Genomic DNA, 23350 nt, shown 5'->3' on the forward strand with positions numbered 1-23350 from the left:
CATCCGAACCCTACCGAAGATCGGCGATGGCCACCTCATCCAAGGCAGCTTCCTACACCACCCCGCGGGGCACTACCCCTGCTGACTCTGAACGCGCTGAGCCAACCCAAAAAATCGGGCGGCTTATTTGGCCTGCTGTCCAACCATACCTCAAATAGCAATGCTCAGGACTAGGGAGGAAATTAGAGCGAATTTTATCCGGCCGAAATACCGCAGCATTTTTTATCGGGTCGAAATAGCGACGAATTAAGTCGTCTTCCTGAAAATTCGGGCGCGCCATAACTGGCTGTCCCATGAAGTCCGTTGCACCTCCGCGCGGGCCAATTGGGACCAAATCCATGCAGTCCATCAAGCACGATCCCCCGAAGATCGGTTATAGCATTCGGGAAGCTTGCCATGCGTCCAGCCTTGGCCGGACGACTCTCTACAATCACATTTCAGCTGGTCGCCTTCGCGCTGTTCGTGTCGGTGGCAGAACGATCATTCCGGCAGAGGCATTGCACGCCCTGATCGCGGGGGAGGCCTGAGCCATGCCCCAGAAAAGCAAAACCCCGGCTGGCACCGGGGCTTCGCGCGATAGCTTTGCAGGCCTGTCGCTTCCTCTCTCTACCCCTCTCGCCATTCAGGCGCAATTCCTGATCGCAGCACACCACGTCCGGCCCGAACTGGCCGCGATGATCGCCGCGCTCGCATTCGGGGGAGGTGCCTATCATGGCTGATACCTTCCCCCGCTTCCCCGCTGCCGCACGCGCCTTGCTGGCCGTCGATTCCCTGTCCGAAAAGGAAGGGCAATTCTGCGGTGGCCTTGCTTTCCGCACTGCCCCGCTGAGCGACAAGCAGGCCAACTGGCTGCGCATCCTGCTTACCCGGCATGGCCTTCCCGCACTGGCTGAGGGAGGCGAGCATGTCTGATCGCTATCCCGAAATTCCCGGCGCGAAAGGCCCGGACGGCACCAGCCAGGACGCTGCCGAGGCTATCAAGCCATGCGTTTCCTACCTTCGCCGCGTCGCCATGCGCTCGCTAGATCGGCTGGGCGAGGCGACGGTGCTTGAAGCCGTCGCCTTTGCCGAGGTCGCCCGCGAAAGCCTGCAACCGCGTTTCTCCGAACTGCGAGCCATGGGCCTTGTGGAACCGACCGGCGTGCGTCGCCGCAATCCGTCCGGCAAGGGCGCGGCGGTGCTTCGCCTTACCGAAAAAGGGAGGGCCGCACTGTGACCGATCCCGTTTCGGATTTTCTCGATGCCATGGGGGCGGCTGGTATCCGTCCCGTGGAGCCGATTGCCGACAAGCTGGCTGCCGGTAATCCCGTCCGCTTCCGCGCCGATGGCGACAAGCCCGGACGGCGCAACGGCTGGGCATGGCTGCACCTCGATGGTTTGCCCGCTGGCGTGTTCCGGCATTACCGGCTGGGCGTGAGGACGGTATGGCGTGCGGGGAGCGATCCCCGTTCGCTGTCACCAGCCGAACGGCGCACGATCATGGCTCAGGCCCGCGAAAGCGAAGCCCGGCGCAAAGCGGAGACGCTGGCCAAGCAGGAAGCTGCGGCTGGCACTGCCCGCGATCTGTGGCGCGGCGCTGACAAACCCGATCCGGCGCACGGCTATCTGGCCCGCAAAAGCCTGCCCCCGTTCGGTATCCGGCAGCACGGCGACGCGCTGCTTGTCCCGATTGTCGATTGCGGTTTCCGCCTGTGGAACGTCCAGCGCATCTATCCGGACGGGCGCAAGCTGTTCCTGTCCGGCGGGCGCACCGAAGGCCTGTTCTGGTCGCACGGCGCGTTCGTGCAGGATGGCAGGCCATCGGCTGGGCCGCTGGTGATCGGGGAAGGCTTCGCCACCATGGCAGCGGTCCACCATGCGACCGGCCACGGCGTTGTCGCGGCCATGTCGGCGCGCAACCTCGAATCCGTCGCCCGCTCCATGCGCAAGCTGTTCCCCAATCGAGCGCTGATTGTGGCGGCGGACGATGACCGTCACCTATCGGAGAATATCGGCCTGAATGCCGCTCAGAAGGCCGCTGAGTCCATCGGCGCGCTTTTGGCCACTCCGCTGCCCCTTGGGCCAGAAATGCGCTCAGCAGACTCAGGAACCGATTTTGCGGATATTGCGCCTGCCGAGGTGGCGGCCCGGATTGCTCAGGCGGGAAGGTTTGGCCATGCGTAACGCAACCGCTCCCATGGACTTTGCCGATATGGAACCAGACGACGTGGCCAGCCGCATTGCCGGTGCCACGCCTACCGGCACGGCCATTCGCGCCACGCCCTATCGCTGGCCCGATCCCCGTTCGCTGCCAACCCGGCAATGGCTGCTTGGCCATTGGCTGCTGAGGGGCGAGGTTACGGCGATCATTGCGCCCGGTGGCACCGGCAAGAGCACAATCGGCACCGCGTTGGCGTTGTCCCTCGCTTCCGGGCAACCGCTGCTTGGCAAGCCGCTCCCGCGTGGGCCTCAATCCGCATGGATATACAACCTTGAGGATTCGCAATACGAGCTGGACCGGCAAGTGTCCGCTGCCTGCCTGTTCCACGGCATAGTGCCGGACGACTGCGGAAACCGGCTTTGCGTCGATAGTGGGCTTGTCCAGCCGCTCTGCACGGCAACCGAGGATCGCGACGGCTTTGCCATTGCCGAGGGCGTGTTTGCTCAGGTGGCGGCGACGGTGCTGGAGCGGGCAATCTCGGTCGTGATCGTGGACCCATTCGTGTCCAGCCATACCGTGCGGGAAAGCAGCAATGAGGCAATCGACGCCATCGCCAAGCGGTGGAAGCGGCTGGCTCAGGAAACCGGCTGCGCGGTCGTGCTGGTGCACCATACCAAGAAGCTGGGCGGGCGCGAGGTAACGGCGGAGGACGGGCGCGGCGCGGTCGCGTTGCGCGATGCTGCCCGCGTCGTGCTGCCGCTCAATGCCATGAGCCAGGCCGAGGCCGAGGAACTGGGCATTACCGATCCCGCGTTGCGCCGCTCGCTGGTGCGCGTCGATACCGGCAAAGCCAATCGCGCTCCCCCCGACGCGGCAACGTGGATCAAACTGGAAAGCCAGTGCCTCGATAACGGCGATGGCAGCGAGCCTGCCGATTATGTCGGCGTCGCCTGCCTTTGGGAAAAGCCGGACGTGTTCCACGGGCTGAGCACGTGGCACCTCTACCAAGTGCAATTGCGCGTCGCGGCAGGCCAGTGGCGGGACAGTGCGCAGGCCAAGGATTGGGTCGGCCATGCTGTCGCTCAGGTCGCCGGGCTGTCCGCCGACAAGGACAAGGCCCGTATCAAGGCGATCCTCAAGACGTGGAAGCGCAACGGCGCGCTCAAGGTGGAAAGCCTGCCCGACAAGAACGGCGATGAACGTCCGTTCGTCGTGGTCGGTGATCCCGTGGACCCGTCTCAGGTGAGTTACCCGCACTCTGAAAAGTGCGGTGCGGAAAGTGCGGAAAGTGCGGCTGGCGACCCGTGCTGAACCCGTCCGCACCTTCCGCACTTCCCTTATAGGGAGTGCAGGTGGTGCGGGTGCGGGTGAGCGGAGGTTTAGGGCCTAAATTAAAGGTGCGGAATGACGGCGAAAGATACCAGGAACAAACCGGCACGGCGGGCAAAGGCGACCGGATCGAAAGCCCCGGCCAAGGGCAACACGATTGAAATTGCGGTGCCGGAATCGGGCACGGCAGAGGAAGCTAAGGAGACGCTGGCCAAGGGCATTCCCGGCTGGGATGAAATGACCAAGGAACAGCAAACCGAACTGGCGGAGATTGCCGTTGCGCAGCGAAAGCAGCGCCAGCCGGTCAGGGTGACGCTCACGCGGAAGCCGGAAGGTGGCATGTCCATCGGCATCGCCGGGAAGTGCGAGGCACACGGCTTGCTCAAGTTGCAAAAGACGTTCGCGGCGGTTTCGATGGACCCGGTGAACGCTCGCGCCGATGAACTGCTGAAATACCTTGGCTCAGTCGGCGCGGACAATGCCGACCGCTACAACGCTGCGCTGTCGTTCATCGAAAGCATGGCCCCGCGCGATCAGGCGGAGGCGCTGTTGCTGGTGCAAATGTATGTCACGCATGACGCGGCAATCCGGGCGCTCAGCCAGCTTGGGTCGGCGGAATGGGTGCCGACTGCGCAGATGTTTGGCAACCTCGCCACAAAGCTGCTGCGCACCTCTCAGGGGCAAATGGAAACGCTAGCTCGGATGCGTCGCGGCGGGGAACAAGTCGTGCGCCATGTCCATGTCGATAATCGCGGCGGGCAGGCCGTCATTGCCGAGAACGTCCACACCGGGGGGAAGGGAAATGGAAAAATTGACGATCAATCCCATGCAACCGGAACGGCTGGCATCGGCCCCGCGCTGCTTGGCGCGGACCCGTTCGGGAACGGAGTGCCAATCCCCAGCCGTGAAAGGGCGGAAGCGGTGCCGTATGCACGGAGGCACGAATCCGGGTGCGCCTGAGGGCAATAGCAACGCCCGGAAGCATGGCGCGCGCTCAGCCAAGGCGATGGCAGCGGCTCGATACCTAAGGGAGATTGCGCGGCTGGTGCGCTAATCCAGAGGTTTCGTAAGTTCAAAGCTGTAAATCGGGAATGCCGTCTTTCCGTCTTTCCCGGTCACTCGCTTGTAGCCCAACGTGACGAGTTGTTCTGGATCACGGCGAACCTCCTCCAATGCGTGGCGTGCTAGTTGGTAGGGCAACCCTATGAAGCATTCGCAGCCGCCGCGATCATACGTCCTGATGCCGCCGATCCGCGATGATTGGAACCATTCGGGCATTGCGCCAATCTTCACACCAGTCCGCTTTCCGAACTCCGGTGGAGCGCTTGTTTTCTGATCGTCGGCGGGGATGACAGAGCCATACAGAGCAAAGGTGCGTCCCACGTCCCAATCGTCAATGAATGCAATTTTGAACTCATCTTCAAGGATCGTTTCAATCCGGAAGGTGACGTAATCGTCGGGAAGCTCGAACGTGTAGTCTCTATGCTTCCTTGGCTTTGGAAGCCGGTCTAGGACCATTCCACCATAGACCGCGATCAATGCCGCCAACGCGACGAACTGCCAGCTATTCACGCCACTATCCCCTGACGACTGCGGTCAGCGGCCATCTTCGCCCATTTATATGGGAAAGCACAATTCCCGAAAGTGACCCGAAACTGATTTGCCGCAAACCCGCAGAAAACCGGGCGTTTGGTCAAATCCAAGTCGCAAGTCATTTCTGACTGAGAAGCTGCCACCTCTCGAAACCCGCACAAACCAGCCATTTCCAGCCGCGATTTGTCGCGTTCGGTGTGTAGTCGTTTCCAGCTTCCATGACGGGCACCGGCAATTCCGCCCGAATGGCATTGCGGACGTTTGCCGCGCCCCTGTTGAGAAATGTTGAGGTGCGCGCCGATTGAGCGAATCCAGCCGCTGGCGTTCGCCTCAAGCGCCGGACCTATCGGGGAGCGGTTATGGGAACAGGCGTGCGATCTTGAAAAAATATCAATTAAATCAAGGAATAATGGCGGAGACGGAGGGATTCGAACCCTCGGTACCGGATTTACCAGTACGACGGTTTAGCAAACCGTTGGTTTCAGCCACTCACCCACGTCTCCGGATCGCAGCGGCGAGGGCGCGCTATAACGAGGGTTGTGGGGGGCGGCAAGGGGCTGTCGGGCAAAAATCCGGCCAAATCGAAAATCATGCCGCGCAGGCGGTTCGGCGCGTTTTGGACTCGGCTCATCGCCGGTTCATTGTCGTGGGCCCAGCCTTGGATTCTGCTTGAAGGGCAGGGGTGCGCAAATGCGTGCGAAGATCGGGACGGACGGGAATTCATGATTACGATGTCGAAAGCGCGCACCTTGGTAACCGGCCTTGCCGCTTGCCTTGCGCTCACCGCCAACGCCGCTTTGGCGCAGGTCCAGACAGTTGATCCCAATTCCGTGATCGACGGTGACCTTGCACCCCAGTCCAGTGCACCGGCCTCGACGCCAACGCCCGCAGCAGTGCCCGCCGGTGCGGAAGCGGGTTCGCTTCCGGCGCTCCCGGCCGATGCCCCGCCGCCGTCGACGCAGCCATATCAGCCTCCTGCACCTGCCACGCCGCAGGGCACAGTCGCCGCATCACCTCAGGCAGCAACCGGATCGACCTACAAGGACGATGACCTGATCGGCGCTGCCGAAGGCGTGTTCGGCAAGGGCGCTGCTGGCCTGGCCGACGTGATCAAGGACCTGCTCAAGAAGCAGGGCGAACCCAACGCTTACATCGTCGGCCGCGAAGCCGGTGGTGCGCTGGTTGTCGGCTTGCGCTACGGCTCGGGCACGCTGCATCACAAGGTCGAGGGTGAGCGCCCGGTCTACTGGACCGGCCCGTCGATCGGCTTCGACGCGGGCGCCAATGCTGCCAGCACCTTCGTTCTGGTCTACAATCTGTTCGACAGCGAGGAGCTGTACAAGCGCTTCCCCGCGGGCGAGGGCCAAGCCTACCTCGTTGGCGGTTTCCACGTCAGCTATCTGCGCAAGGGCGACACCGTGCTGATTCCCGTCCGCTCGGGGGCAGGACTGCGCCTTGGCATCAACGGCGGCTACATGAAGTTCTCGCGCAAGCAGAACTGGTTCCCGTTCTGACGGTTTCACGCAATATCGCTGCAAATTGTCTCCCGCATACCTTATAATTGAAATGTAGGGTTGCCCCGGAGGCCTTCCGGCGGCATGGAGCCGCCGCAATTTGCTCCCCGCAAAGGAAGGCCTCATGCTCGAAAATCTTGCCGCCCAGCCCGCCGACGCACTTCTGGCGCTGATCAAGCTCCACAATGCCGATCCGCGCGCTGACAAGATTGACCTCGGCGTGGGCGTCTACCGCACGGCCGAGGGCGACACGCCGGTGTTCAAGGCGATCAAGGCCGCCGAAGCCAAGTTGCTCGAAACGCAGGATTCCAAGGCCTACCTCGGCCCTGAAGGCGACATGGGCTTTGTCCACGCGCTGATCCCCTACGTCTTCGGCAAGGACTTCGACCGTTCGAAGGTTGAAGGGATGCAGGCTCCGGGCGGCACGGGTGCCGTGCGCCTTGCCATAGAGGTGGCCAAGCGTTCGGGCGTCAAGCGCGTATGGATGGGCACGCCCTCGTGGCCCAACCACGCCCAGATCATCGCGGCTGTGGGTGTCGAGCTGAAGACCTTCAGCCACATGACTGCCGATGGCTTTGCCGATCTCGACGCGCTCAAGGCTGCGCTCGCCCAGGCTGAGCCGGGCGATGCCGTCCTCCTTCACGGCTGCTGCCACAACCCGACCGGCGTCGACTACACCGACGCGCAGTGGGACGAGATCGCCCCGCTGCTGGTCGAGCGCAAGGTTCTGCCGATCCTTGACCTTGCCTACCAGGGCCTGGGCTATGGCATGGAGGCCGACGCCTATGGCCTGCGCAAGGTTCTCTCGGTCGTTCCCGAAGCGCTGGTCGCCTACTCATGCGACAAGAACTTCGGTCTCTACCGCGATCGCGTCGGCGCGTTCTATGCCGTCACGTCTGATGCTACCGCGCTCGCCAATGCCATGGCCAACGGTGCGACGATCGCCCGCGCTTCGTGGTCGATGCCGCCCGATCACGGTGCCGCTGCGGTTCGCCTGATCCTCGCCGACGAAAGCCTGACCGCGATGTGGCTGGCCGAGCTTGACGAGATGCGCGATCGCATGCGCTGGGTGCGTGATCGCCTCGCCGCCGCGCAGCAGGTCGGTCCGATCAGCATGGCGCCGCTGGGCGTGCAGAACGGCCTGTTCTCGATGCTGCCGCTCAACGGCGAACAGATCCTCGCCATCCGCGAGAAGCATGGCGTCTACATGGCAGGTTCGGGCCGCATCAACATTGCCGGCCTGACCACAGGCAATATCGACAAGTTCGTCGAGGCCCTGCGCGACGTCGCCTGAAGCGGCACGCCTGGTTCGACGAGGAAGGGGGGGGCCTCGCGGCTCCGCCCTATTCGTTTGCGCTCAGAAATCCGCAGCCCTTGACTGCCGCCGCGCTTCGGCAAAGCTGTCGGCGCGGAACTTCTCGAAGGCCACCCGCCGGTCATATCCGGGGTCCTTCGGGTAGTCCTGATACTCGGCGATGATCTCGTCGAATATCTCGCGCACTTCTTCCTTGTGGTCGGGGTGCGAGAAGATGTGCAGGCGGTTGGCCTTCATCGCCTCGATCACGCGGGCACCGATCACGTCGGGCTCCATGCCGAATTCGTGCAGGCCCTGCAGCCGCTCCACCGCACTAGGATCGACCGGCTTCATCGCGCCCTTCAGCGCCTCGGGCCGCACGTCGTCGCTGGCATAGATGTAGCTTTTCACCAAGCCGGGACACAGCACCGAGACGCCGATCTGATACTTCAGCAGCGAATAGTGCAGCGATTCCGAAAGCCCGCGCACCGCGAACTTGGTGGTGTTGTAGATGCCGGGGCTGCCCGCCGCGAGAAATGCCGCCATGGAGGCGGTGTTGACCACGTGACCGCCCTTCTGCTCGCCCGCCTTCACGCGCTCCACCATGCGCGGCACAAAGGTCATCACCCCGTTGATCACGCCGTGGAGGTTGACGCCCAGCAGCCAGTCCCAGTCGTCGTAGGAGGACTCCTCGATCGGCTGGAACAGGTTCACCCCGGCATTGTTGCACAGGATCGAAACCGGACCGAACTTCGCCTCGACCTCGTCCGCCGCAGCCTTGAAGCCATCGCGGCTGGCGACGTCCAGCTGCACGCCCATGACCTCGCGATTGTCGAGTGACGCCAGCGCCTTGTCGATCGAATCCTGCCGGATATCGGCAATGGCGACCTTGCACCCCTCGTTCAGCAGCTGGCGGACGAGCCCGATGCCCACGCCGTTCGCGCCTCCGGTGACGAAGGCGGTGCGTCCTGCGAAGTCCTTCACTTGGCGCGCCCTTCCTTCAGCCTGTTCTGCCGCGCGATCTCCTCGGTGATCGCGGGATTACGGAACAGCATGGCGAAAGTCTGCTTGTATTCAGGGTTCTCGGGCAGGTGGGTCTGCACCGCTGCCGTCGTGGCAAGGCCGCGCTCTTCCACGCCGGTCAGGAACTCGGAGTGGGTGAGGATATAGAGCTCGTCATTGAGGATGCCCTCCAGAACGCGTTCGCCCACCTGCTCCTTGGTCTGGTACAGATGCATGAAGTTGCCGCCCGATGCGCGGCGCTTGTCGGCCTCGGCATAGCCGGTGTCGGCCAGATCGGCCGGCCGCGTCTTGGCAGCATCGGCGATGTTCGATTGCACCGCGCCCGGGCAGAAGGCGCTGCAGATCACGCCGCGCGGTTCCAGTTCCGGGCGCATGCACTCCATCATCGAGGTGACCGCCGCCTTGCCCGACGAATAGATCGTGGTCATCCCCACCGGCACCAGCGCGCTCATCGATGCGGTGCAGACGATGTGCCCACCTTCGCCATGGGCAAGGATGCGCGGCAGCATCGTGACGATGCCGTTGATCGTGCCTCCTACGTTCACGCCCATGACCCAGTCCCAGTCGGCAAAGGTCGCCAGCTCGGTCGGCCCGACGACGGCAACGCCTGCATTGTTCACCAGGATGTGGATCTTGCCGAATTTCGCCTCGACCGCATCGGCCACGGTCGCGAACTGCTCGCGGTTGGTCACGTCCAGCTTCACCGCCAGCACGCGCTCGCCTCCGGCCAGCTCCTCGACCGCCGAATCGAGGTGATCCTGCCGGATGTCGGCGATGGTCACGTTCATCCCGGCACCCAGCAGCGCCTTGGCGATGCCGAGGCCGATGCCGCTGGCGCCGCCCGTCACGAATGCTGTCTTGCCCGGCAGATTCTGCATCAGATCCTCTCCATTCCTCGTCGTCCGCCGCCAGGTCTCGGTGGCGGGGAATCATTTTTCACCTTGTGTATTCACCAGCGCGAATTTGTATGCAAGACTAACAATATCGCTGCTTCGAAAAGGTCTGGCAAAGGACCGTCCCGAGAGCGGGCACGGCGAGAGAGGAGAGCACATGGCAGGTGTCGCAGTCACGGCAGTTCCCGAAGGCGGCGTTCAGCATGAACGTGCCGAGCATCCGGCAAGCGCAGCCTACTGGGCCCTGTTTGTCATCGTCCTGGCGACGTTCCTGACGTTCTTCGACGCGATCACTTTCGGCATGCTGGCAGAGCGGATCAAGCACGATTTCGGCCTCACTGATTCGCAGCTCGGGTTCCTCGCCGGGCCCGCCAGCATCATCTGCTACCTGTTCGTCGGCATTCCGCTGGCGCGCCTGGCTGACATCTACCCGCGCAAGTACGTGCTTGGCGCAGGTGCCGCGCTTGTCGGAGTGATCATATCGGCAGGCGGTCTTGCTCAAAGCTTCGGCCAGTTCGTCGGCAGCCGGGTATTCCTTGCTGCCGGCGGTTCCGCCCATGCGCCCGCGTCCTACTCACTGCTTGCCGATGCCTTTCCGCCCAGGAAGCTCACCCGCGCCTTTGCGCTGCTGCAGTTCGGCTTCATCGGCGGCACAACCCTTGGTCCGCTCATCGGCGGCATGCTGGTGATGATGACCGCGCCGTGGGGGCCGACTCACCTCGGCCCGCTGACGATCCTCGGCTGGCAGTGGATCCTGATATTCATGGGTATCCCTTCGCTCCTCGTCGGCCTGCTGTTCCTGACGATCAAGGAGCCCGCGCGCATGGCCCCTGCGGCTGACGCGCCGATGGTCCCGGTCAATGCCACGTTCGGGCGCAAGGTGCTGACCTTCATGGGGCTGGATGCCTTTCGCGCGATCAATGCCAAGCCGCGCGTCTATTATCCGCTGTTCGGCGCGCTGGCCCTCAGCGCGGTCGAAACCTTCGGCCTGCAGTTCTGGCGCGTGCCCTTCATGATCCGCACCTTTGGCTGGAACGAAGGGCAGATCGGTGCAGCACTCGGCATCACGGTGCTGATCGCCTCGCTGTCGGGCCTGCTGCTTGGCGGCCTGTTCGTCGAATGGCTGGCCAAGCGCTACAAGGACGCAAACGTCCGCGCCGCCACTTGCTGCGCGGCGGGCGTCACCGTCTGCACGATTACCGCCATCCTGATGCCTACGGCCTGGGGTTCGCTGATCATGTTCGGGCTTTCGGGCATGTTCGGCATCGCCGGCGCCGTGCCGCAGAACGCCGCCGTCCAGCGCGTTGCGCCCAATGACATGCGCGGGCAAGTCACCGCCTTCTACCTGTTCATGTTCACCTTCTTCGGCGCGATGGGCAGCTACGTCGTGGGCAAGGTGCAGGACGTTCTGATCGGTGATCCCACCCAGCTGTGGAAGGCCCTGCTGATCACTGCCAGCGTGCTCATGCCACTCGCTACATTCCTGATGTTCAAGGCAATTCGCCCCTATCGCGAGGAAGTGGAGCGCCTGGAGGCAATGGGGCGTTGACAGGACTCGCACAGCTCGTCAGATTGTTAGTAAGACTTACAAAATATAAGGGAGTTGGACGTGTCCGATAACAGCCAGATTGCCGCGCTCGAAAGCCGCCTGAATGATCTCGAAAAGCGCCTGACGGTGCGCGAGGATGAGCTTGATATCCGCAAGCTGCAGCATCTCTACGGCTACCTGATCGACAAGTGCATGTATAACGAGACGGTCGACCTGTTCACCGACGATGGCGAAGTGCGCTTCTTCGGCGGCGTGTGGAAAGGCAAGGAAGGCGTTCGCCGCCTCTATGTCGAACGCTTCCAGAAGCGCTTCACCTACGGCAACAACGGCCCGATCGATGGCTTCCTGCTCGATCACCCGCAGTTGCAGGACATCATCAACATCCAGCCCGATGGCGTCACCGCGCTGGGGCGCGCCCGCTCGATGATGCAGGCCGGCCGCCACAAGGACTACGAAGGCGATGCCCCGCACCTCAAGGCGCGCCAGTGGTGGGAAGGCGGCATCTACGAGAACACCTACAAGAAGGTGGACGGCGTGTGGCGGATGCACATCCTCAACTACATGCCGATCTGGCACGCCGATTTCGAAAGCGGCTGGGCCAACACCCCGCACGAATACGTGCCGTTCCCCAAGGTGACCTATCCGGAAGACCCGACCGGCCCGGACGAGCTGATCACCGATCACTGGCTGTGGCCCACGCACAAGCTCAACGCCTTCCACATGAAGCACCCGGTCACGGGTGAGGAAATGGTGGCGCAGCGCTGGCAGGGTGACATCGACCGCGAGAACGCGCGGAAGTAAGAGCTTGCGGGCAGGGGCCAATCCTCCCGGCTCCTGCCCGCAAACCATGGAACAGGCATGACCCAGTATCCCACGCTTCACATGATCATCGATGGCGAGCGCATTTCCGGCGCAGGCCGCCGTACCCACGCCGTCGTAAATCCCGCCACCGGCGAGACCATCGGCGAGCTGCCGCTGGCCGAAGCCGCCGATCTCGATCGCGCGCTTGAAGTTGCCGCCAGGGGCTTCCGCATCTGGCGCGAAAGCACGCCGCAACAGCGCGCTGCCGTGCTTCAGGGCGCGGCTCGTCTGATGATGGAGCGGCAGGAGGACCTCGCCCGCATCGCCACGATGGAAGAGGGCAAGACCCTGCCCGAGGCGCGCATCGAAGTTCTGATGAACGTCGGTCTGTTCAATTTCTACGCCGGCGAAGTCTTCCGCATCTATGGCCGCACGCTGGTCCGCCCCGCCGGACAGCGCAGCACGATCACCCACGAACCCGTCGGCCCTGTCGCTGCCTTCGCGCCATGGAACTTCCCGCTCGGCAATCCGGGTCGCAAGCTCGGCGCGCCGATTGCTGCAGGATGCTCGGTCATCCTCAAGGCAGCGGAGGAAACTCCTGCGTCGGCATTGGGCGTTCTGCAATGCCTGCTCGATGCCGGGCTGCCCAAGGAAGTAGCGCAGGCCGTGTTCGGCGTGCCCGATGAAGTCAGCCGCCACCTCCTCGGCTCACCCGTCATCCGCAAGCTGTCGTTCACCGGCTCGACCGTTGTCGGCAAGCACCTCATGCGCCTTGCCGCCGACAACATGCTGCGCACGACAATGGAATTGGGCGGCCATGGCCCGGTCCTGATCTTCGGCGATGCCGATGTGGACAAGGCCCTCGATACGATGGCCGCGTCAAAGTACCGCAATGCGGGGCAAGTCTGCGTCAGCCCCACACGCTTCATCGTCGAGGAGAACGTCTTCGAACGCTTCCGCGACGGCTTTGCCGAGCGCGTCGGCCGGATCAAGGTCGGCAACGGCCTTGAGGACGGCTCCCAGATGGGCCCGATGGCCAACGCCCGCCGCCCCGAGGCGATGGACCGTCTGATCGGCGATGCTGTCACGCGCGGCGCCCGCCTCCACACTGGTGGTGAGCGCATCGGCAATGCGGGCTACTTCTACGCGCCCACAGTCCTCTCTGAAGTCCCGCTCGACGCGGCCATCATGAACGAAGAGCCGTTCGGCCCGGTCGCCTTGATCAACCCCTTCAGCGGCGAAGAGGCGATGATCAACGAGGCCAATCGCTTGCCCTATGGCCTCGCCGCCTATGCCTGGACCGAAAGCGCCTCGCGCCAGAAGCGTCTGGCTCGCGAGATCGAGACCGGCATGTTGGGTCTCAACACCACCATGATCGGCGGCGCGGACTCTCCGTTCGGGGGCGTAAGGTGGTCGGGCCACGGCGCGGAAGACGGCCCCGAAGGCGTGCTCGCCTGCATGGTCACCAAGGCCGTGCACGAAGGCTGAAAGGCAGGCTTTGACGTGTTCTGGAAACCTGCGGGCAACATGCTGATACTAGCGCGAAAGGGTTACCCCCTGTTGCCCGGAGCTTCCCATGCGTCCATCGCGCGCCCTGCTGGCCGCCACCAGCCTCCTGTCCGCGCCCTGCGCCATGGCCGCGCAAGAGGACGAACAGGTCTGGCTGGCCCAGTTCTCGACGATCGAGGTCGGGCAGAAAGTCCTGCTCTTCACCGATGTGCAACTGCGCTTCACCGATGGCGCGGACCGGCTTGGGCAGGTGCTGCTGCGCCCCGCCGTCGGCTATCGCATCACGCCGAGCGACACCCTGTTCCTGGGCTACGCCTACGTCCGCACCGAACCGCTGAACGGCACACCGACCGACGAACACCGCATGTTCCAGCAGGCGCTGGTTCGCGTGGTGGGCGGCTTCGGCAGGACTACGGTGACCTCGCGCACGCGTCTCGAACAGCGCTGGCTCGAAGGTCGCTCGGGCACGGGCTGGCGCCTGCGCCAGCAGGTCAGGCTCGATGCGCCGGTGGCCAAGGGCCTCAATGCCATCGTCTGGGCCGAACCCTTCGTCAACCTCGACACGACCTCATGGGGCCAGCGCGCCGGGTTCGACCAGTTGCGCGGCTTTGCCGGGGTGGGCGTGCCCATCGCCAGGGGCATCGCCATCGAGGCGGGATATTCGGGCCAGTACGTCAATCGTTTCAACGTGCCCGATCGCATGAACCATATCGGCAGCCTGTCGCTCACCATCCGCAGATGATGGATCGCAGGCTGCCTTTCCCGGGAAGGAAGCCTGCATGACCACAGAACTCAAGACCGGAGGCGAGCAGGGTTACCTGCGCATCGCCACCGAAGAAGCCTTCGCCACGCGCGAGATCATCGACGTCTACCTGCGCATGATCCGCGATGGCACCGCCGACAAGGGCATGGTCTCGCTCTGGGGCTTCTATGCCACCTCGCCGTCCGAGCGCGCCACCCAGATTCTCGAGCGCCTGCTCGATCTGGGTGAGCGCCGCATCGCCGACATGAATGCCACCGGCATCGACAAGGCCATCCTCGCGCTGACCTCGCCCGGTGTCCAGCCGCTGCTCGATGTCGAAGAGGCAAAGACCCTCGCAGCCCGCGCCAACGACACGCTCGCGGCTGCCTGCGAGAAGTACCCGGACCGCTACATCGGCATGGGCACCGTTGCCCCGCAGGACCCGGAATGGTCGGCTCGCGAAATCCATCGGGGTGCGAAAGAGCTCGGCTTCAAGGGCATCCAGATCAACAGCCACACGCAAGGCCGCTATCTCGACGAGGAGTTCTTCGACCCGATCTTCCGCGCCCTCGTCGAGGTTGACCAGCCGCTCTACATCCACCCCGCCACGTCGCCGGATTCGATGATCGATCCGATGCTCGAAGCCGGGCTCGATGGCGCGATCTTCGGCTTCGGCGTTGAAACCGGCATGCACCTGCTGCGCCTCATCACCATCGGCATCTTCGACAAGTACCCGAGCCTTCAGATCATGGTCGGGCACATGGGCGAGGCGCTGCCGTACTGGCTCTACCGCCTCGACTACATGCACCAGGCCGGTGTCCGTTCGCAGCGTTATGAACGCATGAAGCCGCTCAAGAAGACTATCGCCGAATACCTCCAGTCCAACGTCCTCGTCACCAATTCGGGCGTGGCGTGGGAGCCGGCGATCAAGTTCTGCCAGCAGGTCATGGGCGAAGACCGCGTGATGTATGCGATGGACTACCCCTACCAGTACGTCGCCGACGAAGTCCGCGCGATGGATGCGATGGACATGAGCGCTGAAACCAAGAAGAAGTTCTTCCAGACGAATGCGGAGAAGTGGTTCAAGCTGTGATCCGCAGGCGCAGGGAGAGAATATGACCACCGAACCGCGCCGTACCCTGGCCCCCGGCGCATGGTACGCGCTGATCCTCGTCGCGCTGACCAACGCGATGAGCCTGCTCGACCGCCAGATCCTCGCCATCCTCGCGCCCGCGATCAAGAAGGACCTGGACATCGGCGATGCCGAGATGGGTCTGCTCTATGGCACCGTCTTCGCGCTGTTCTATGCGCTGTTCTCGCTTCCTGTCGGGCGCCTTGCCGATGGCTGGGTGCGCACGCGCCTGCTGGCCATCAGCCTGCTGTTCTGGTCTACCGCCACCGGCCTTGCCGGGTTCGCCTCAAGCTTCGCCATGCTCGCCCTGTCGCGCCTCGGCGTCGGCATTGGCGAGGCGGCGACGGCGCCGGCCGGCACCTCGCTGCTCTATGACTTCTGGCCCAAGCACCGCCGCGGCTTCGTCATGTCGGTCATCGCTTCGGCCATCGCTCTCGGCCTGGGCGGCTCGCTCATCCTGGGTGGCGTCGCCGCGGCATGGTGGGACGCCAGCCATGCGGCGGGCGGGCTCAAGGGCTGGCAATTCGCCTTCCTCGTCGCTGCTGCCCCCGGCTTCGTCCTTGCCGCTTTCGTGTGGATGCTGAAGGAGCCGCAGCGCGGGCAGATGGACGGCATCGAAACCGCACCCGAAGCCCATCCCTTCGCCCGGAGCCTCGCGCTGCTCGGCTCGGTCACCCCGGGCTTCCACTGGATTGGCATGAAGGGCAGGGGCGCCAACCCCGCCATGGTGCGCGGCAACCTTGTGGCGCTCACCCTCATCGCCGTGGCTGCTTACGCGCTCACGCTGCTGAGCAACGCGATCAGCCCCAAGCCGCCGATGCAACTCGGCAGCATAACGCTCAATCCCCACGCACTGCAGTGGAGCGTGATCGGCCTCGGCGTCTTCGTCATCGTCAACCTGATGCAGGGCATGAAGCTGGGCGATGCCCAAGCCTTCCGCGTCATCTCGCGCTCGCCCACGGTGATGATGTGCATTGCCGTGGGCACGCTGCAGTCGGTGATCAACTACGGCATGATGGCCTTCAACCCCAGCTTCCTGATCCGCACCTTTGGCCTGACCATGCAGGAAACCGCGCTGCAGTTCGGCCTGCTCTCGGCTGCCATGGGCATCATCGGCCCGCTGGCATGGGGCCCGCTGTCCGATTGGTTGAACCAGCGCTTCCCCGGCGCCGGTCGCGCATGGGTCGCCCTGTTCGCGATGGCAGCTTCGCCGGTCATGTCGTTCTGGGTCTATTTCGCCGCAGATCCCGGCAGCTTCTATGCCCGCTTCCTGATCTACAGCTTCATCCTCACCGGCTGGATGCCGCCACTCTATGCGATCATGTACGATCAGGTCCTGCCGCGCATGAGAGGGCTCACCGCCAGCCTCTACCTGCTGGTGATGACGATACTTGGCATGGGCATCGGTCCCTATGTCGTGGGCCTCCTGTCCGACGCCACCGGCAGCTTGCGCACCGCGATGCTCTCCATCAACGCGGTGGCAATTCCCATCGCGGTCCTGATGCTCTTCATCGCTCGCCGCGCGCAGAGGGACGAGGCAACGCTGCTGGAGCGCGCCGCGGCCTAGCGAGGCTTCTTGGTGATTGCCGCGTTGAAGTCTGGGTCCTTGTTTGCGACCCAGCTCACGAACTTAGCGATTGCCGGGTTGGCCAGCAGAACCGAAGCGTCCATCCCGGCGCGCTGCAGTTCCGAGTTTGTGAATGTGGTGATCAGCGTATTCTGGCAGATCGCATGCATCGGTACGGTCTCGCGCCCACCCCGGCTCTTGGGTACGGGGTGATGCCAGACGATGGTCGAACCGGTAGGACGCCCGCAGAGCCAACATGGCGGCGGCGGCGGCGCTTCGGCCTCGTCTTCGGTATCCTGCCAGGAACCGTGCTTGGAATGCTTGCGGGCCATCGGTGCGCCTTGGATCGAGGAGTCCTGCGCCCTTAGAGCGGTTTCCACCCATTCTGGTCAACCGTGACGGAGCCGATTTTCGCCCAGCGCGAGGAGCGAGGAGGGAGCCATGCCAACGCATAGTGACCGACGAGTGACGCTGTGATGGGCGAAAGGCGGCCCGCCCGGAGGGTGGCGTCAGGAATTCCGCTGGACAGCGTTGCATCGCTTGCAGGGGCAACCAGCCCCTGCTGCGCGCTGCGCCTAGCCAGCGGAACTCCTGACGCAATCACGGTGGACCAGAATGGGTGGAAACCGCTCTAACGACTTCTCAAGTCACCCGCCACACCCAAAGCTTGATCCCCAGCGGATAGCGTGCGCCCGAGCAGACGAATATCGACCGGTTCATCCAGTCATACTTCCCCTTGGGCGCGATGAACTCGGGCACCGTGCGGAAATAATACTCCGCCGGACTGACTTCCTGCCCTGATGCCAGCCGCTGCATGACCTCCGGAGGGCCGTGCCGCAGCCCGCGATTGCGGATCTGGATCACCACCTCGTCATCGGTCTCGAGCGCATAGATCGCATCGGCCACGGTCACCCCGTCAGGCCGCGTCACCTGCCAGTCCGCCGCATTTCCGATCAGCTTGCCCCTGATCAGCGGCCCTTCCACGCGACCGCCGCCGACGATCGGAATGATCCGCCGCGTCCCGTCAAAGGTCTCGCCTATCGCCACCGGCGGCTCCAGCTCGCCGGTAGCCTCATAGACGAACTCTAGGCCCGGTTGGATCACGCAGCCATCTCCTTCTCCACCAGCCCGATCTCATCCGCATTCGCCCAGTTGCCATGCAGGCCGAAGCGCAGGCGGATGGGGATGTGCACTGTGGCCACCGGGCCCTTCTCGATCTCCAGCGCGTCGAAGATCAGCAGGTCGCTGCGCTGCTCTTCCAGCCGGTTGCAAACCTGCACGATCCAGCCGTCGCCTTCGGGAGCATCCTTGGAGCGCGGCACGAAGCACGGTTCCTGCAGGCTCGATACCGGGCCGCACCACCAGTGCTGTTCGCGCCCCGTTTCGAAATCCTTGTGGAACAGGCAGTTCATCAGCAGTCCACCGGCACTGCCACCGCGCAGCTCGACCGGGCGTTTCATGTCCATCTCGAGGAACCAGCCGTGGCGGGTCTTGCGTCCCGCAAAGCGATCGTCGATGCGCGGGAACTCCGACGCCGTGTCCGAAAGCCTCACGATCTCGGCAAAGTCCTCGCCATTGCTTGCCATGTCGACCACCCAGTCCGTCGGGTAGCTCATCGCTTCCATGCCGTTGAACGGTGCACCGTGGACGTCGGGGAAGAACGGGAACATGTTGTTCTTCGCCTCGCACGTCACGAAGTGGACCTTCGTCCCTTCCTGCCAGGCGTTTAGCACGTGGCTTGCAAAGCAGTTGTCGCGTGTGAACCAGCGGATGTCTTCCTGACGGACGTCATCGCGGCGGGGAATGATGCCAAGGTGCACCGGCTTGGTCGTGTCGAAGCCAAAGTGCGGCATGCCCTTTTCCAGGCGGTCCCAGCTGCCGATCGAAGGCACGATGTGCAGCACCAGGTAATCCTCGGTGATGCCGAAGTCATGCATCATGCAGTAGTAGGGCACCTTGAACCACACCTCGCGGATCAGCTCGCCTGTCGGACTCACTTCCATGTAGGTCACATCGTCGGTGCACAGCCCGCTCGCGGCGTAGCCGATGGCGACCATGTTGCCGGTCCTGGGATCGACCTTGGGATGCGCGGTAAAGGTCTGCCCGGTCATTTTGCCGCCGAACTTCTCGAACCCGAACGTCTCCATCGTTGCCGGATCCATTACGAGGGCAGGGGAGTCCTCCTTCATCGCCCACAGCTTGCCGCCGAAGATGAAGGCGTTGGTGTTGGCGGTCGAACGGATCTCGCCCTTGACCGCTTCGTCATCGGTCAGCGGGTTGCGATAGGCGCCGAACAGGGCCTTTCCGGCTGCGTTCTCCAGCTTCCATTTGTCCGTCTTTGCCCAGCGTTGGCGGAAGTCCACCTGGCCGTCATGGATATGAAAGCGGGTGATCATGCCATCGCCATTGAACGCAATGTCGTCGGCAAGACGCGGAGGAAACTGCGGGTCGGGCTGGACGCGATAGAATGCGCCGTTTAACCCTTGCGGAATCGTGCCTTCGTGGGCCAGATCGGCGATATCCGCCTCGATCCGCGATGGCGTGTTGAATCCCGTGAAGCTGGGGGTGTTCGGAAATTGAGCCATGGCATCCTCCTCGCGATATTGTATGTAATGCTAACAATTAGACAAGCGCAATCGTTGGGGGCAGGGCATTGATCAAGGACAAATTCGCCGACGCCATCGCGCCCGTCGGCCACACCGACGAGGATGACGTCGGCGCGATCAACGATATTCTCGGCTTCCACATCCGTCTCGCCCACGGCGCGTGCCTCAGGCATTTCACCGAAACCTTCACCGATCTCGATCTCACGCAGAAGCAGGTGTCGGTGCTCTGGCTGGTCGACGATCACCCCGGCATCGCCCAGACCGATCTGGCGCAGCGCCTGCGGATGGACCGCGCCACGACCATGGCGATCATCAACCGCCTTCAGGCCAAGCATTTCCTGCGGCGTGATCGCTCGCCACGGGATGGGCGCAAGCAGGCGCTGTTCCTCGAGCCCGCTGGCGTCGAAATGCTGGCCCGGGCCAAGCAGGCCATCGGCGAGCACGAGGCTTGGGTGAAAAGCCGCTTTACCGACAAGGAAGTGCGGCAACTCATCGAACTGCTTTCCAGAATCCACGAATAAGTTATATCAGATAGCAATAAGCCATTCTTGGAGAGGATTCGGGCCGCATGTCACAAACCCCGCGCGAGGTGATCGAGCAGACGCCCATGGGTGTCCGCCAGTGGATCGTGGTGGTCCTGATGGTGCTGTTGAACGCGCTTGACGGGTTTGACGTGCTGTCGAGCGCCTTTGCCGCGCCGGGTATCACCGCCGATTGGGGCATTGCCCGCCCGGCGCTGGGCGTGGTGCTTTCGGCTGAGCTGCTCGGCATGGGCTTCGGTTCGGTGCTGCTCGGTGGGGCGGCAGACCGGTATGGCCGCAAGTTTACCATGCTTGCCTGCCTCGTGCTGATGGCGATTGGCATGTATCTGGCAAGCATCGCGACGGCGGTTCAGCCGATGGTTGCCTACCGGTTCCTCACCGGCATCGGCATCGGCGGGATGCTCACCACCACCAACGCGGTGGTCGCCGAAAGCACCAACAGCCGTTGGCGCTCTGTCGCCATCGCGGTCTATGTGGCGGGCTATCCGCTGGGCGCGATCGTCGGCGGAATTGCCGCATCGGAATGGCTGCTACCCACCTACAGCTGGCACGCGGTGTTTCTGTTCGGCGCCGCGGTGACCGCAGTCCTGATCCCGGTCATCCTGGTGCTGGTGCCCGAAACGGCGGCCTATCTGGCGACGAAGCGCAATCTGGCGGGCGTGAACCGCACGCTCGCCGCGTTCGGCAAGCCTGCCATCAGCGATCTGCCGGTGATCGTGGCGGGTACCGCCAAGCCTCGGGTAACCGATATCCTGTCCAACCCCAGACTGCGCCCGGTCACCTTGCTCCTGGCGTTCGGCTACACGTTTCATTGCATCACCTTCTATTACATCCTGAAGTTCGGGGTGCAGATCGTGTCCGATTATCCGCCGGGCTATCCTCCGGCGCAGGCGGCCACGGTGCTGACATACGCCAACATCGGCGGGTTCCTGGGCAGCGCGCTTTTCGGCTTCGTGATGGCGCGGCTGGGGGTGAGGTGGCCGACCGCGCTGATGCTGCTGATCGGCGCGATGCTGGTGGCCTGGTTCGGCACCGGGCGTGATACGCTCAATGCGTGGCAAATGGCGACGATGATCGCCGGTTTCTTCACCAATGCGGCGATCAGCGGCTACTATGCCGCCTTTGCGCGCGGCTTCCCGGCCTATGCGCGGGCCACCGGCACAGGTTTCGCGCTGGGCGTCGGGCGGCTGGGCGCTGCGGGCAGTCCGTTGCTGGCGGGCACCCTGTTCGGGTGGTTGGGAGATGACCAACTGCTGACGGTGTCGATCATCATGGCAATGGGCTCGGTTCTCAGCCTCGTGCTGTTCCTGATGCTGCCCGAGCGCGATGGCGACGACGTGATGGCGGATCAGCCTGCGGGGTAGGATCACTGCAATTCGGGGAGACGAAATGCGCGTGACCAGAAGCCTCGTTTCGCCCCTCGTCTGCATGGCCCTGTTGTGGGGGAGTTGCGGGGGAGTTGCCGCAGAGTCCCGCAAGAGTTCGCGAGAGTTGGAAAGCGGCTCGCCGTTGGTCTGGGACGGTCATAACGACGTCCCCGAACAACTCCGTGAACGGCGCAAGGATGTTCTGGAAGGCTTTGATTTCAATGACACGCGCAGCGTCGGGATGATGACCGACTTGCCCAGAATGCGCGCCGGAAATGTCGGCGCACAGTTCTGGTCGGTCTATGTCTCGGCCGATCTGCCCGAACCGCAGGCGGTGCAGGCGACGCTCGAACAGATAGACGTGATGAAGCGCCTGATCGCGCGGCATCCGGCCGAAATGCAGTTCTGCACCGACACGGCCTGCGTTGAAAAAGCGTGGAAATCAAAGAAGATAGCCTCACTCCTCGGCATGGAGGGCGGCCATTCGATAGGCGGCTCGCTGGGCGTCCTGCGCCAGATGCACGCTCTAGGCGCGCGCTACATGACGCTGACGCATTTCAAGAACAATGCCTGGGCGGACAGCGCCACCGACGCCCCCGCGCACGATGGTCTGACGCCGTTCGGAAGACAAGTTGTCAAGGAAATGCAACGGCTTGGCATGCTGGTCGACCTCGCCCACGTCAGCGAGGCGACCATGCGTGACGTGCTGGCGCTGGCCGGTCCGCCGCCGATCGTAAGCCACTCCAACGCCCGTGCGATCAACCACCACGCCCGCAATGTCTCGGACGAGACGCTGAAGGCGATCGGCGTTGCTGGCGGCATCGTCATGGTCAACTTCTATCCGCCCTATGTCGTTGAAGCGGCACGACAATGGAGCGCTGCGCGGGACGCCGAAGCGGCGCGCGCCAAGGAGCTCAATCGTGGCGATCCCGCCGCCGAGAAGGCGGCGCTCGCGGCATGGGACAAGGCTAACCCGATGCCGCGCGGCAGCGTCAAGGACGTCGCGGATCATATTGATCACATTGCAAAATTGATCGGCGTCGGCCACGTCGCACTCGGCGGAGACCTCGATGGTGTCGAGGCCACTGTACAGGGCATGGAAGACGTCTCGACCTACCCCGTGCTCTTCGCCGAACTGTCCCGGCGCGGCTGGTCGAAGGCGGATCTCGGGAAGCTTGCCAGCGGTAACATCCTGCGGGTGATGAAGGCTGCCGAGGCTTATGCCGCCGCGCACCGCAGCGATGCCCCGCTTGAAAGCGCGACGACGTTCTGACGTTTCATTTCGCCGCCATTTTCGCTCTCGACGCAAGGGCGGGAAGGCGGCAAGATAGTTTGGTTCAATAACAATCTGGACGGAGAGACCACCTTGTTTACCCACACTTTCCTTGGCACCAATGACATCGAAAAGTCGCGCAAGTTCTACAGCGCGGTAATGCAGACTCTCGGTCACAATGCGGTGGAACTGCCGCACGGCACGCTGTTCCCTTCGCCCAACGGCTCGCTGATCGTGGCGAAGCCAAGCAACGGCGAAGCGCACACCGTCTCCAACGGCTACACGCTCGGCTTCAAGGCGGCCGATTCCTCGGTGGTCGATGCCTGGCACGCCGCAGGCCTTGCCAACGGCGGCACCTGCGAAGGTCAGCCGGGCGTTCGCGAAAACTCGCCGGGCAAGCAGTATGGCGCCTACCTGCGCGATCCGGATGGCAACAAGATCTGCGCCTTTGCGCCCAATCCCAACGCCTGATCGCC

The 23350-nt window shown here is 63.5% G+C and carries 26 protein-coding genes and 1 tRNA gene; 20 read left to right on the forward strand and 7 right to left on the reverse strand.

From position 1 onward, the window contains the following. Positions 1 to 338 precede the first annotated feature (338 nt). The 8 genes from AC1Q5P_RS12850 (at position 339) to AC1Q5P_RS12885 (ending at position 4523) form a co-directional block, all read left to right on the forward strand. The gene (locus tag AC1Q5P_RS12850; protein WP_231467629.1) at positions 339 to 527 is read left to right on the forward strand and encodes a helix-turn-helix domain-containing protein; all 189 of its coding nucleotides are present in this window, start codon (positions 339 to 341) and stop codon (positions 525 to 527) included. 3 nt (positions 528 to 530) lie between these two features. Next, complete coding sequence (locus AC1Q5P_RS12855; RefSeq protein ID WP_492519146.1) at positions 531 to 719, forward strand: hypothetical protein; 189 nt, start codon at positions 531 to 533, stop codon at positions 717 to 719. After that, positions 712 to 912 carry a hypothetical protein gene (locus AC1Q5P_RS12860; RefSeq protein WP_492519147.1) on the forward strand — a complete coding sequence of 67 codons (201 nt, stop codon included), beginning with the start codon at positions 712 to 714 and terminating at the stop codon, positions 910 to 912. Before AC1Q5P_RS12855 ends, AC1Q5P_RS12860 begins: the two co-directional genes overlap by 8 nt. Beyond that, the gene (locus AC1Q5P_RS12865; RefSeq protein ID WP_492519148.1) at positions 905 to 1216 is read left to right on the forward strand and encodes a hypothetical protein; all 312 of its coding nucleotides are present in this window, start codon (positions 905 to 907) and stop codon (positions 1214 to 1216) included. The genes AC1Q5P_RS12860 and AC1Q5P_RS12865 overlap by 8 nt, the downstream gene beginning before the upstream one ends. Further along, on the forward strand, positions 1213 to 2163 hold the full coding sequence (locus AC1Q5P_RS12870) for a toprim domain-containing protein (protein ID WP_492519149.1): 951 nt from the start codon (positions 1213 to 1215) through the stop codon (positions 2161 to 2163). The genes AC1Q5P_RS12865 and AC1Q5P_RS12870 overlap by 4 nt, the downstream gene beginning before the upstream one ends. Continuing rightward, positions 2156 to 3451, forward strand: coding sequence for an AAA family ATPase (locus tag AC1Q5P_RS12875; protein WP_492519150.1), 1296 nt, complete (start codon positions 2156 to 2158; stop codon positions 3449 to 3451). Before AC1Q5P_RS12870 ends, AC1Q5P_RS12875 begins: the two co-directional genes overlap by 8 nt. Before the next feature lie 93 nt (positions 3452 to 3544). Then, entirely contained in the window at positions 3545 to 4429 is an 885-nt protein-coding gene (locus tag AC1Q5P_RS12880) for a hypothetical protein (protein ID WP_492519151.1), read from the forward strand. Next, on the forward strand, positions 4374 to 4523 hold the full coding sequence (locus tag AC1Q5P_RS12885) for a hypothetical protein (RefSeq protein WP_492519152.1): 150 nt from the start codon (positions 4374 to 4376) through the stop codon (positions 4521 to 4523). The genes AC1Q5P_RS12880 and AC1Q5P_RS12885 overlap by 56 nt, the downstream gene beginning before the upstream one ends. On the opposite strand, the gene AC1Q5P_RS12890 is transcribed toward AC1Q5P_RS12885, so the two are convergent. Together AC1Q5P_RS12890 and AC1Q5P_RS12895 are read right to left on the reverse strand one after the other, a co-directional pair. Next, positions 4520 to 5041, reverse strand: a complete 522-nt coding sequence (locus AC1Q5P_RS12890; protein ID WP_492519153.1) for a hypothetical protein — start codon at positions 5039 to 5041, stop codon at positions 4520 to 4522. The genes AC1Q5P_RS12885 and AC1Q5P_RS12890 overlap by 4 nt on opposite strands. Before the next feature lie 431 nt (positions 5042 to 5472). After that, positions 5473 to 5565: transfer RNA gene (locus AC1Q5P_RS12895), tRNA-Ser, on the reverse strand. Positions 5566 to 5793: 228 nt separating this feature from the next. On the opposite strand from AC1Q5P_RS12895, the gene AC1Q5P_RS12900 reads away from it, so the two are divergent. Both AC1Q5P_RS12900 and AC1Q5P_RS12905 read left to right on the forward strand, forming a co-directional pair. Next, positions 5794 to 6576, forward strand: a complete 783-nt coding sequence (locus AC1Q5P_RS12900; protein ID WP_230487860.1) for a DUF1134 domain-containing protein — start codon at positions 5794 to 5796, stop codon at positions 6574 to 6576. Between the two features lie 124 nt (positions 6577 to 6700). Further along, positions 6701 to 7870 carry an amino acid aminotransferase gene (locus tag AC1Q5P_RS12905; RefSeq protein WP_427463926.1) on the forward strand — a complete coding sequence of 390 codons (1170 nt, stop codon included), beginning with the start codon at positions 6701 to 6703 and terminating at the stop codon, positions 7868 to 7870. A 63-nt stretch (positions 7871 to 7933) separates the two neighbouring features. On the opposite strand, the gene AC1Q5P_RS12910 is transcribed toward AC1Q5P_RS12905, so the two are convergent. Next, on the reverse strand, positions 7934 to 8854 hold the full coding sequence (locus AC1Q5P_RS12910) for an SDR family NAD(P)-dependent oxidoreductase (RefSeq protein WP_193827109.1): 921 nt from the start codon (positions 8852 to 8854) through the stop codon (positions 7934 to 7936). Further along, on the reverse strand, positions 8851 to 9771 hold the full coding sequence (locus tag AC1Q5P_RS12915) for an SDR family NAD(P)-dependent oxidoreductase (RefSeq protein WP_039331793.1): 921 nt from the start codon (positions 9769 to 9771) through the stop codon (positions 8851 to 8853). The genes AC1Q5P_RS12910 and AC1Q5P_RS12915 overlap by 4 nt, the downstream gene beginning before the upstream one ends. A gap of 172 nt (positions 9772 to 9943) precedes the next feature. Here AC1Q5P_RS12915 and AC1Q5P_RS12920 point away from each other — a divergent pair, with 172 nt between their 5' ends. The 6 genes from AC1Q5P_RS12920 (at position 9944) to AC1Q5P_RS12945 (ending at position 17086) form a co-directional block, all read left to right on the forward strand. Continuing rightward, positions 9944 to 11335 (forward strand): MFS transporter, encoded by a 1392-nt coding sequence (locus AC1Q5P_RS12920; protein WP_492519154.1) that lies wholly within the window; start codon positions 9944 to 9946, stop codon positions 11333 to 11335. A gap of 60 nt (positions 11336 to 11395) precedes the next feature. Next, on the forward strand, positions 11396 to 12136 hold the full coding sequence (locus AC1Q5P_RS12925; protein ID WP_492519155.1) for a nuclear transport factor 2 family protein: 741 nt from the start codon (positions 11396 to 11398) through the stop codon (positions 12134 to 12136). A 57-nt stretch (positions 12137 to 12193) separates the two neighbouring features. Continuing rightward, positions 12194 to 13624, forward strand: a complete 1431-nt coding sequence (locus AC1Q5P_RS12930) for an NAD-dependent succinate-semialdehyde dehydrogenase (RefSeq protein ID WP_492519156.1) — start codon at positions 12194 to 12196, stop codon at positions 13622 to 13624. Between the two features lie 88 nt (positions 13625 to 13712). Continuing rightward, positions 13713 to 14387 carry a DUF2490 domain-containing protein gene (locus AC1Q5P_RS12935; protein ID WP_492519157.1) on the forward strand — a complete coding sequence of 225 codons (675 nt, stop codon included), beginning with the start codon at positions 13713 to 13715 and terminating at the stop codon, positions 14385 to 14387. Between the two features lie 37 nt (positions 14388 to 14424). Next, on the forward strand, positions 14425 to 15480 hold the full coding sequence (locus AC1Q5P_RS12940; RefSeq protein ID WP_062342700.1) for an amidohydrolase family protein: 1056 nt from the start codon (positions 14425 to 14427) through the stop codon (positions 15478 to 15480). A 22-nt stretch (positions 15481 to 15502) separates the two neighbouring features. After that, the gene (locus tag AC1Q5P_RS12945; protein WP_492519158.1) at positions 15503 to 17086 is read left to right on the forward strand and encodes an MFS transporter; all 1584 of its coding nucleotides are present in this window, start codon (positions 15503 to 15505) and stop codon (positions 17084 to 17086) included. On the opposite strand, the gene AC1Q5P_RS12950 is transcribed toward AC1Q5P_RS12945, so the two are convergent. The 3 genes from AC1Q5P_RS12950 to nov1 form a co-directional block, all read right to left on the reverse strand. Then, positions 17083 to 17418 (reverse strand): hypothetical protein, encoded by a 336-nt coding sequence (locus AC1Q5P_RS12950; RefSeq protein ID WP_492476828.1) that lies wholly within the window; start codon positions 17416 to 17418, stop codon positions 17083 to 17085. The genes AC1Q5P_RS12945 and AC1Q5P_RS12950 overlap by 4 nt on opposite strands. Positions 17419 to 17728: 310 nt before the next feature. Next, positions 17729 to 18190, reverse strand: coding sequence for a DUF3237 domain-containing protein (locus AC1Q5P_RS12955; protein ID WP_492519159.1), 462 nt, complete (start codon positions 18188 to 18190; stop codon positions 17729 to 17731). Beyond that, positions 18187 to 19671, reverse strand: a complete 1485-nt coding sequence (gene nov1 / locus AC1Q5P_RS12960) for a lignostilbene-alpha,beta-dioxygenase NOV1 (RefSeq protein ID WP_062342694.1) — start codon at positions 19669 to 19671, stop codon at positions 18187 to 18189. Before nov1 ends, AC1Q5P_RS12955 begins: the two co-directional genes overlap by 4 nt. Positions 19672 to 19739: 68 nt before the next feature. On the opposite strand from nov1, the gene AC1Q5P_RS12965 reads away from it, so the two are divergent. From AC1Q5P_RS12965 to AC1Q5P_RS12980, 4 genes are all read left to right on the forward strand, one after another. Continuing rightward, positions 19740 to 20213: a Saro_0803 family transcriptional regulator gene (locus AC1Q5P_RS12965; RefSeq protein ID WP_039331808.1), complete on the forward strand. Its 474-nt coding sequence runs from the start codon at positions 19740 to 19742 to the stop codon at positions 20211 to 20213. A 47-nt stretch (positions 20214 to 20260) separates the two neighbouring features. After that, positions 20261 to 21598, forward strand: a complete 1338-nt coding sequence (locus AC1Q5P_RS12970; protein WP_174544566.1) for an MFS transporter — start codon at positions 20261 to 20263, stop codon at positions 21596 to 21598. Positions 21599 to 21623: 25 nt separating this feature from the next. Further along, a complete protein-coding gene (locus AC1Q5P_RS12975) occupies positions 21624 to 22874 on the forward strand; it encodes a dipeptidase (protein ID WP_492519160.1) in 1251 nt (416 codons plus the stop codon). Positions 22875 to 22967: 93 nt separating this feature from the next. Beyond that, a complete protein-coding gene (locus tag AC1Q5P_RS12980; protein ID WP_039331812.1) occupies positions 22968 to 23345 on the forward strand; it encodes a VOC family protein in 378 nt (125 codons plus the stop codon). Positions 23346 to 23350 lie beyond the last annotated feature (5 nt).

The organism is Novosphingobium sp. GW835-FHT14H07, assembly GCF_058793515.1.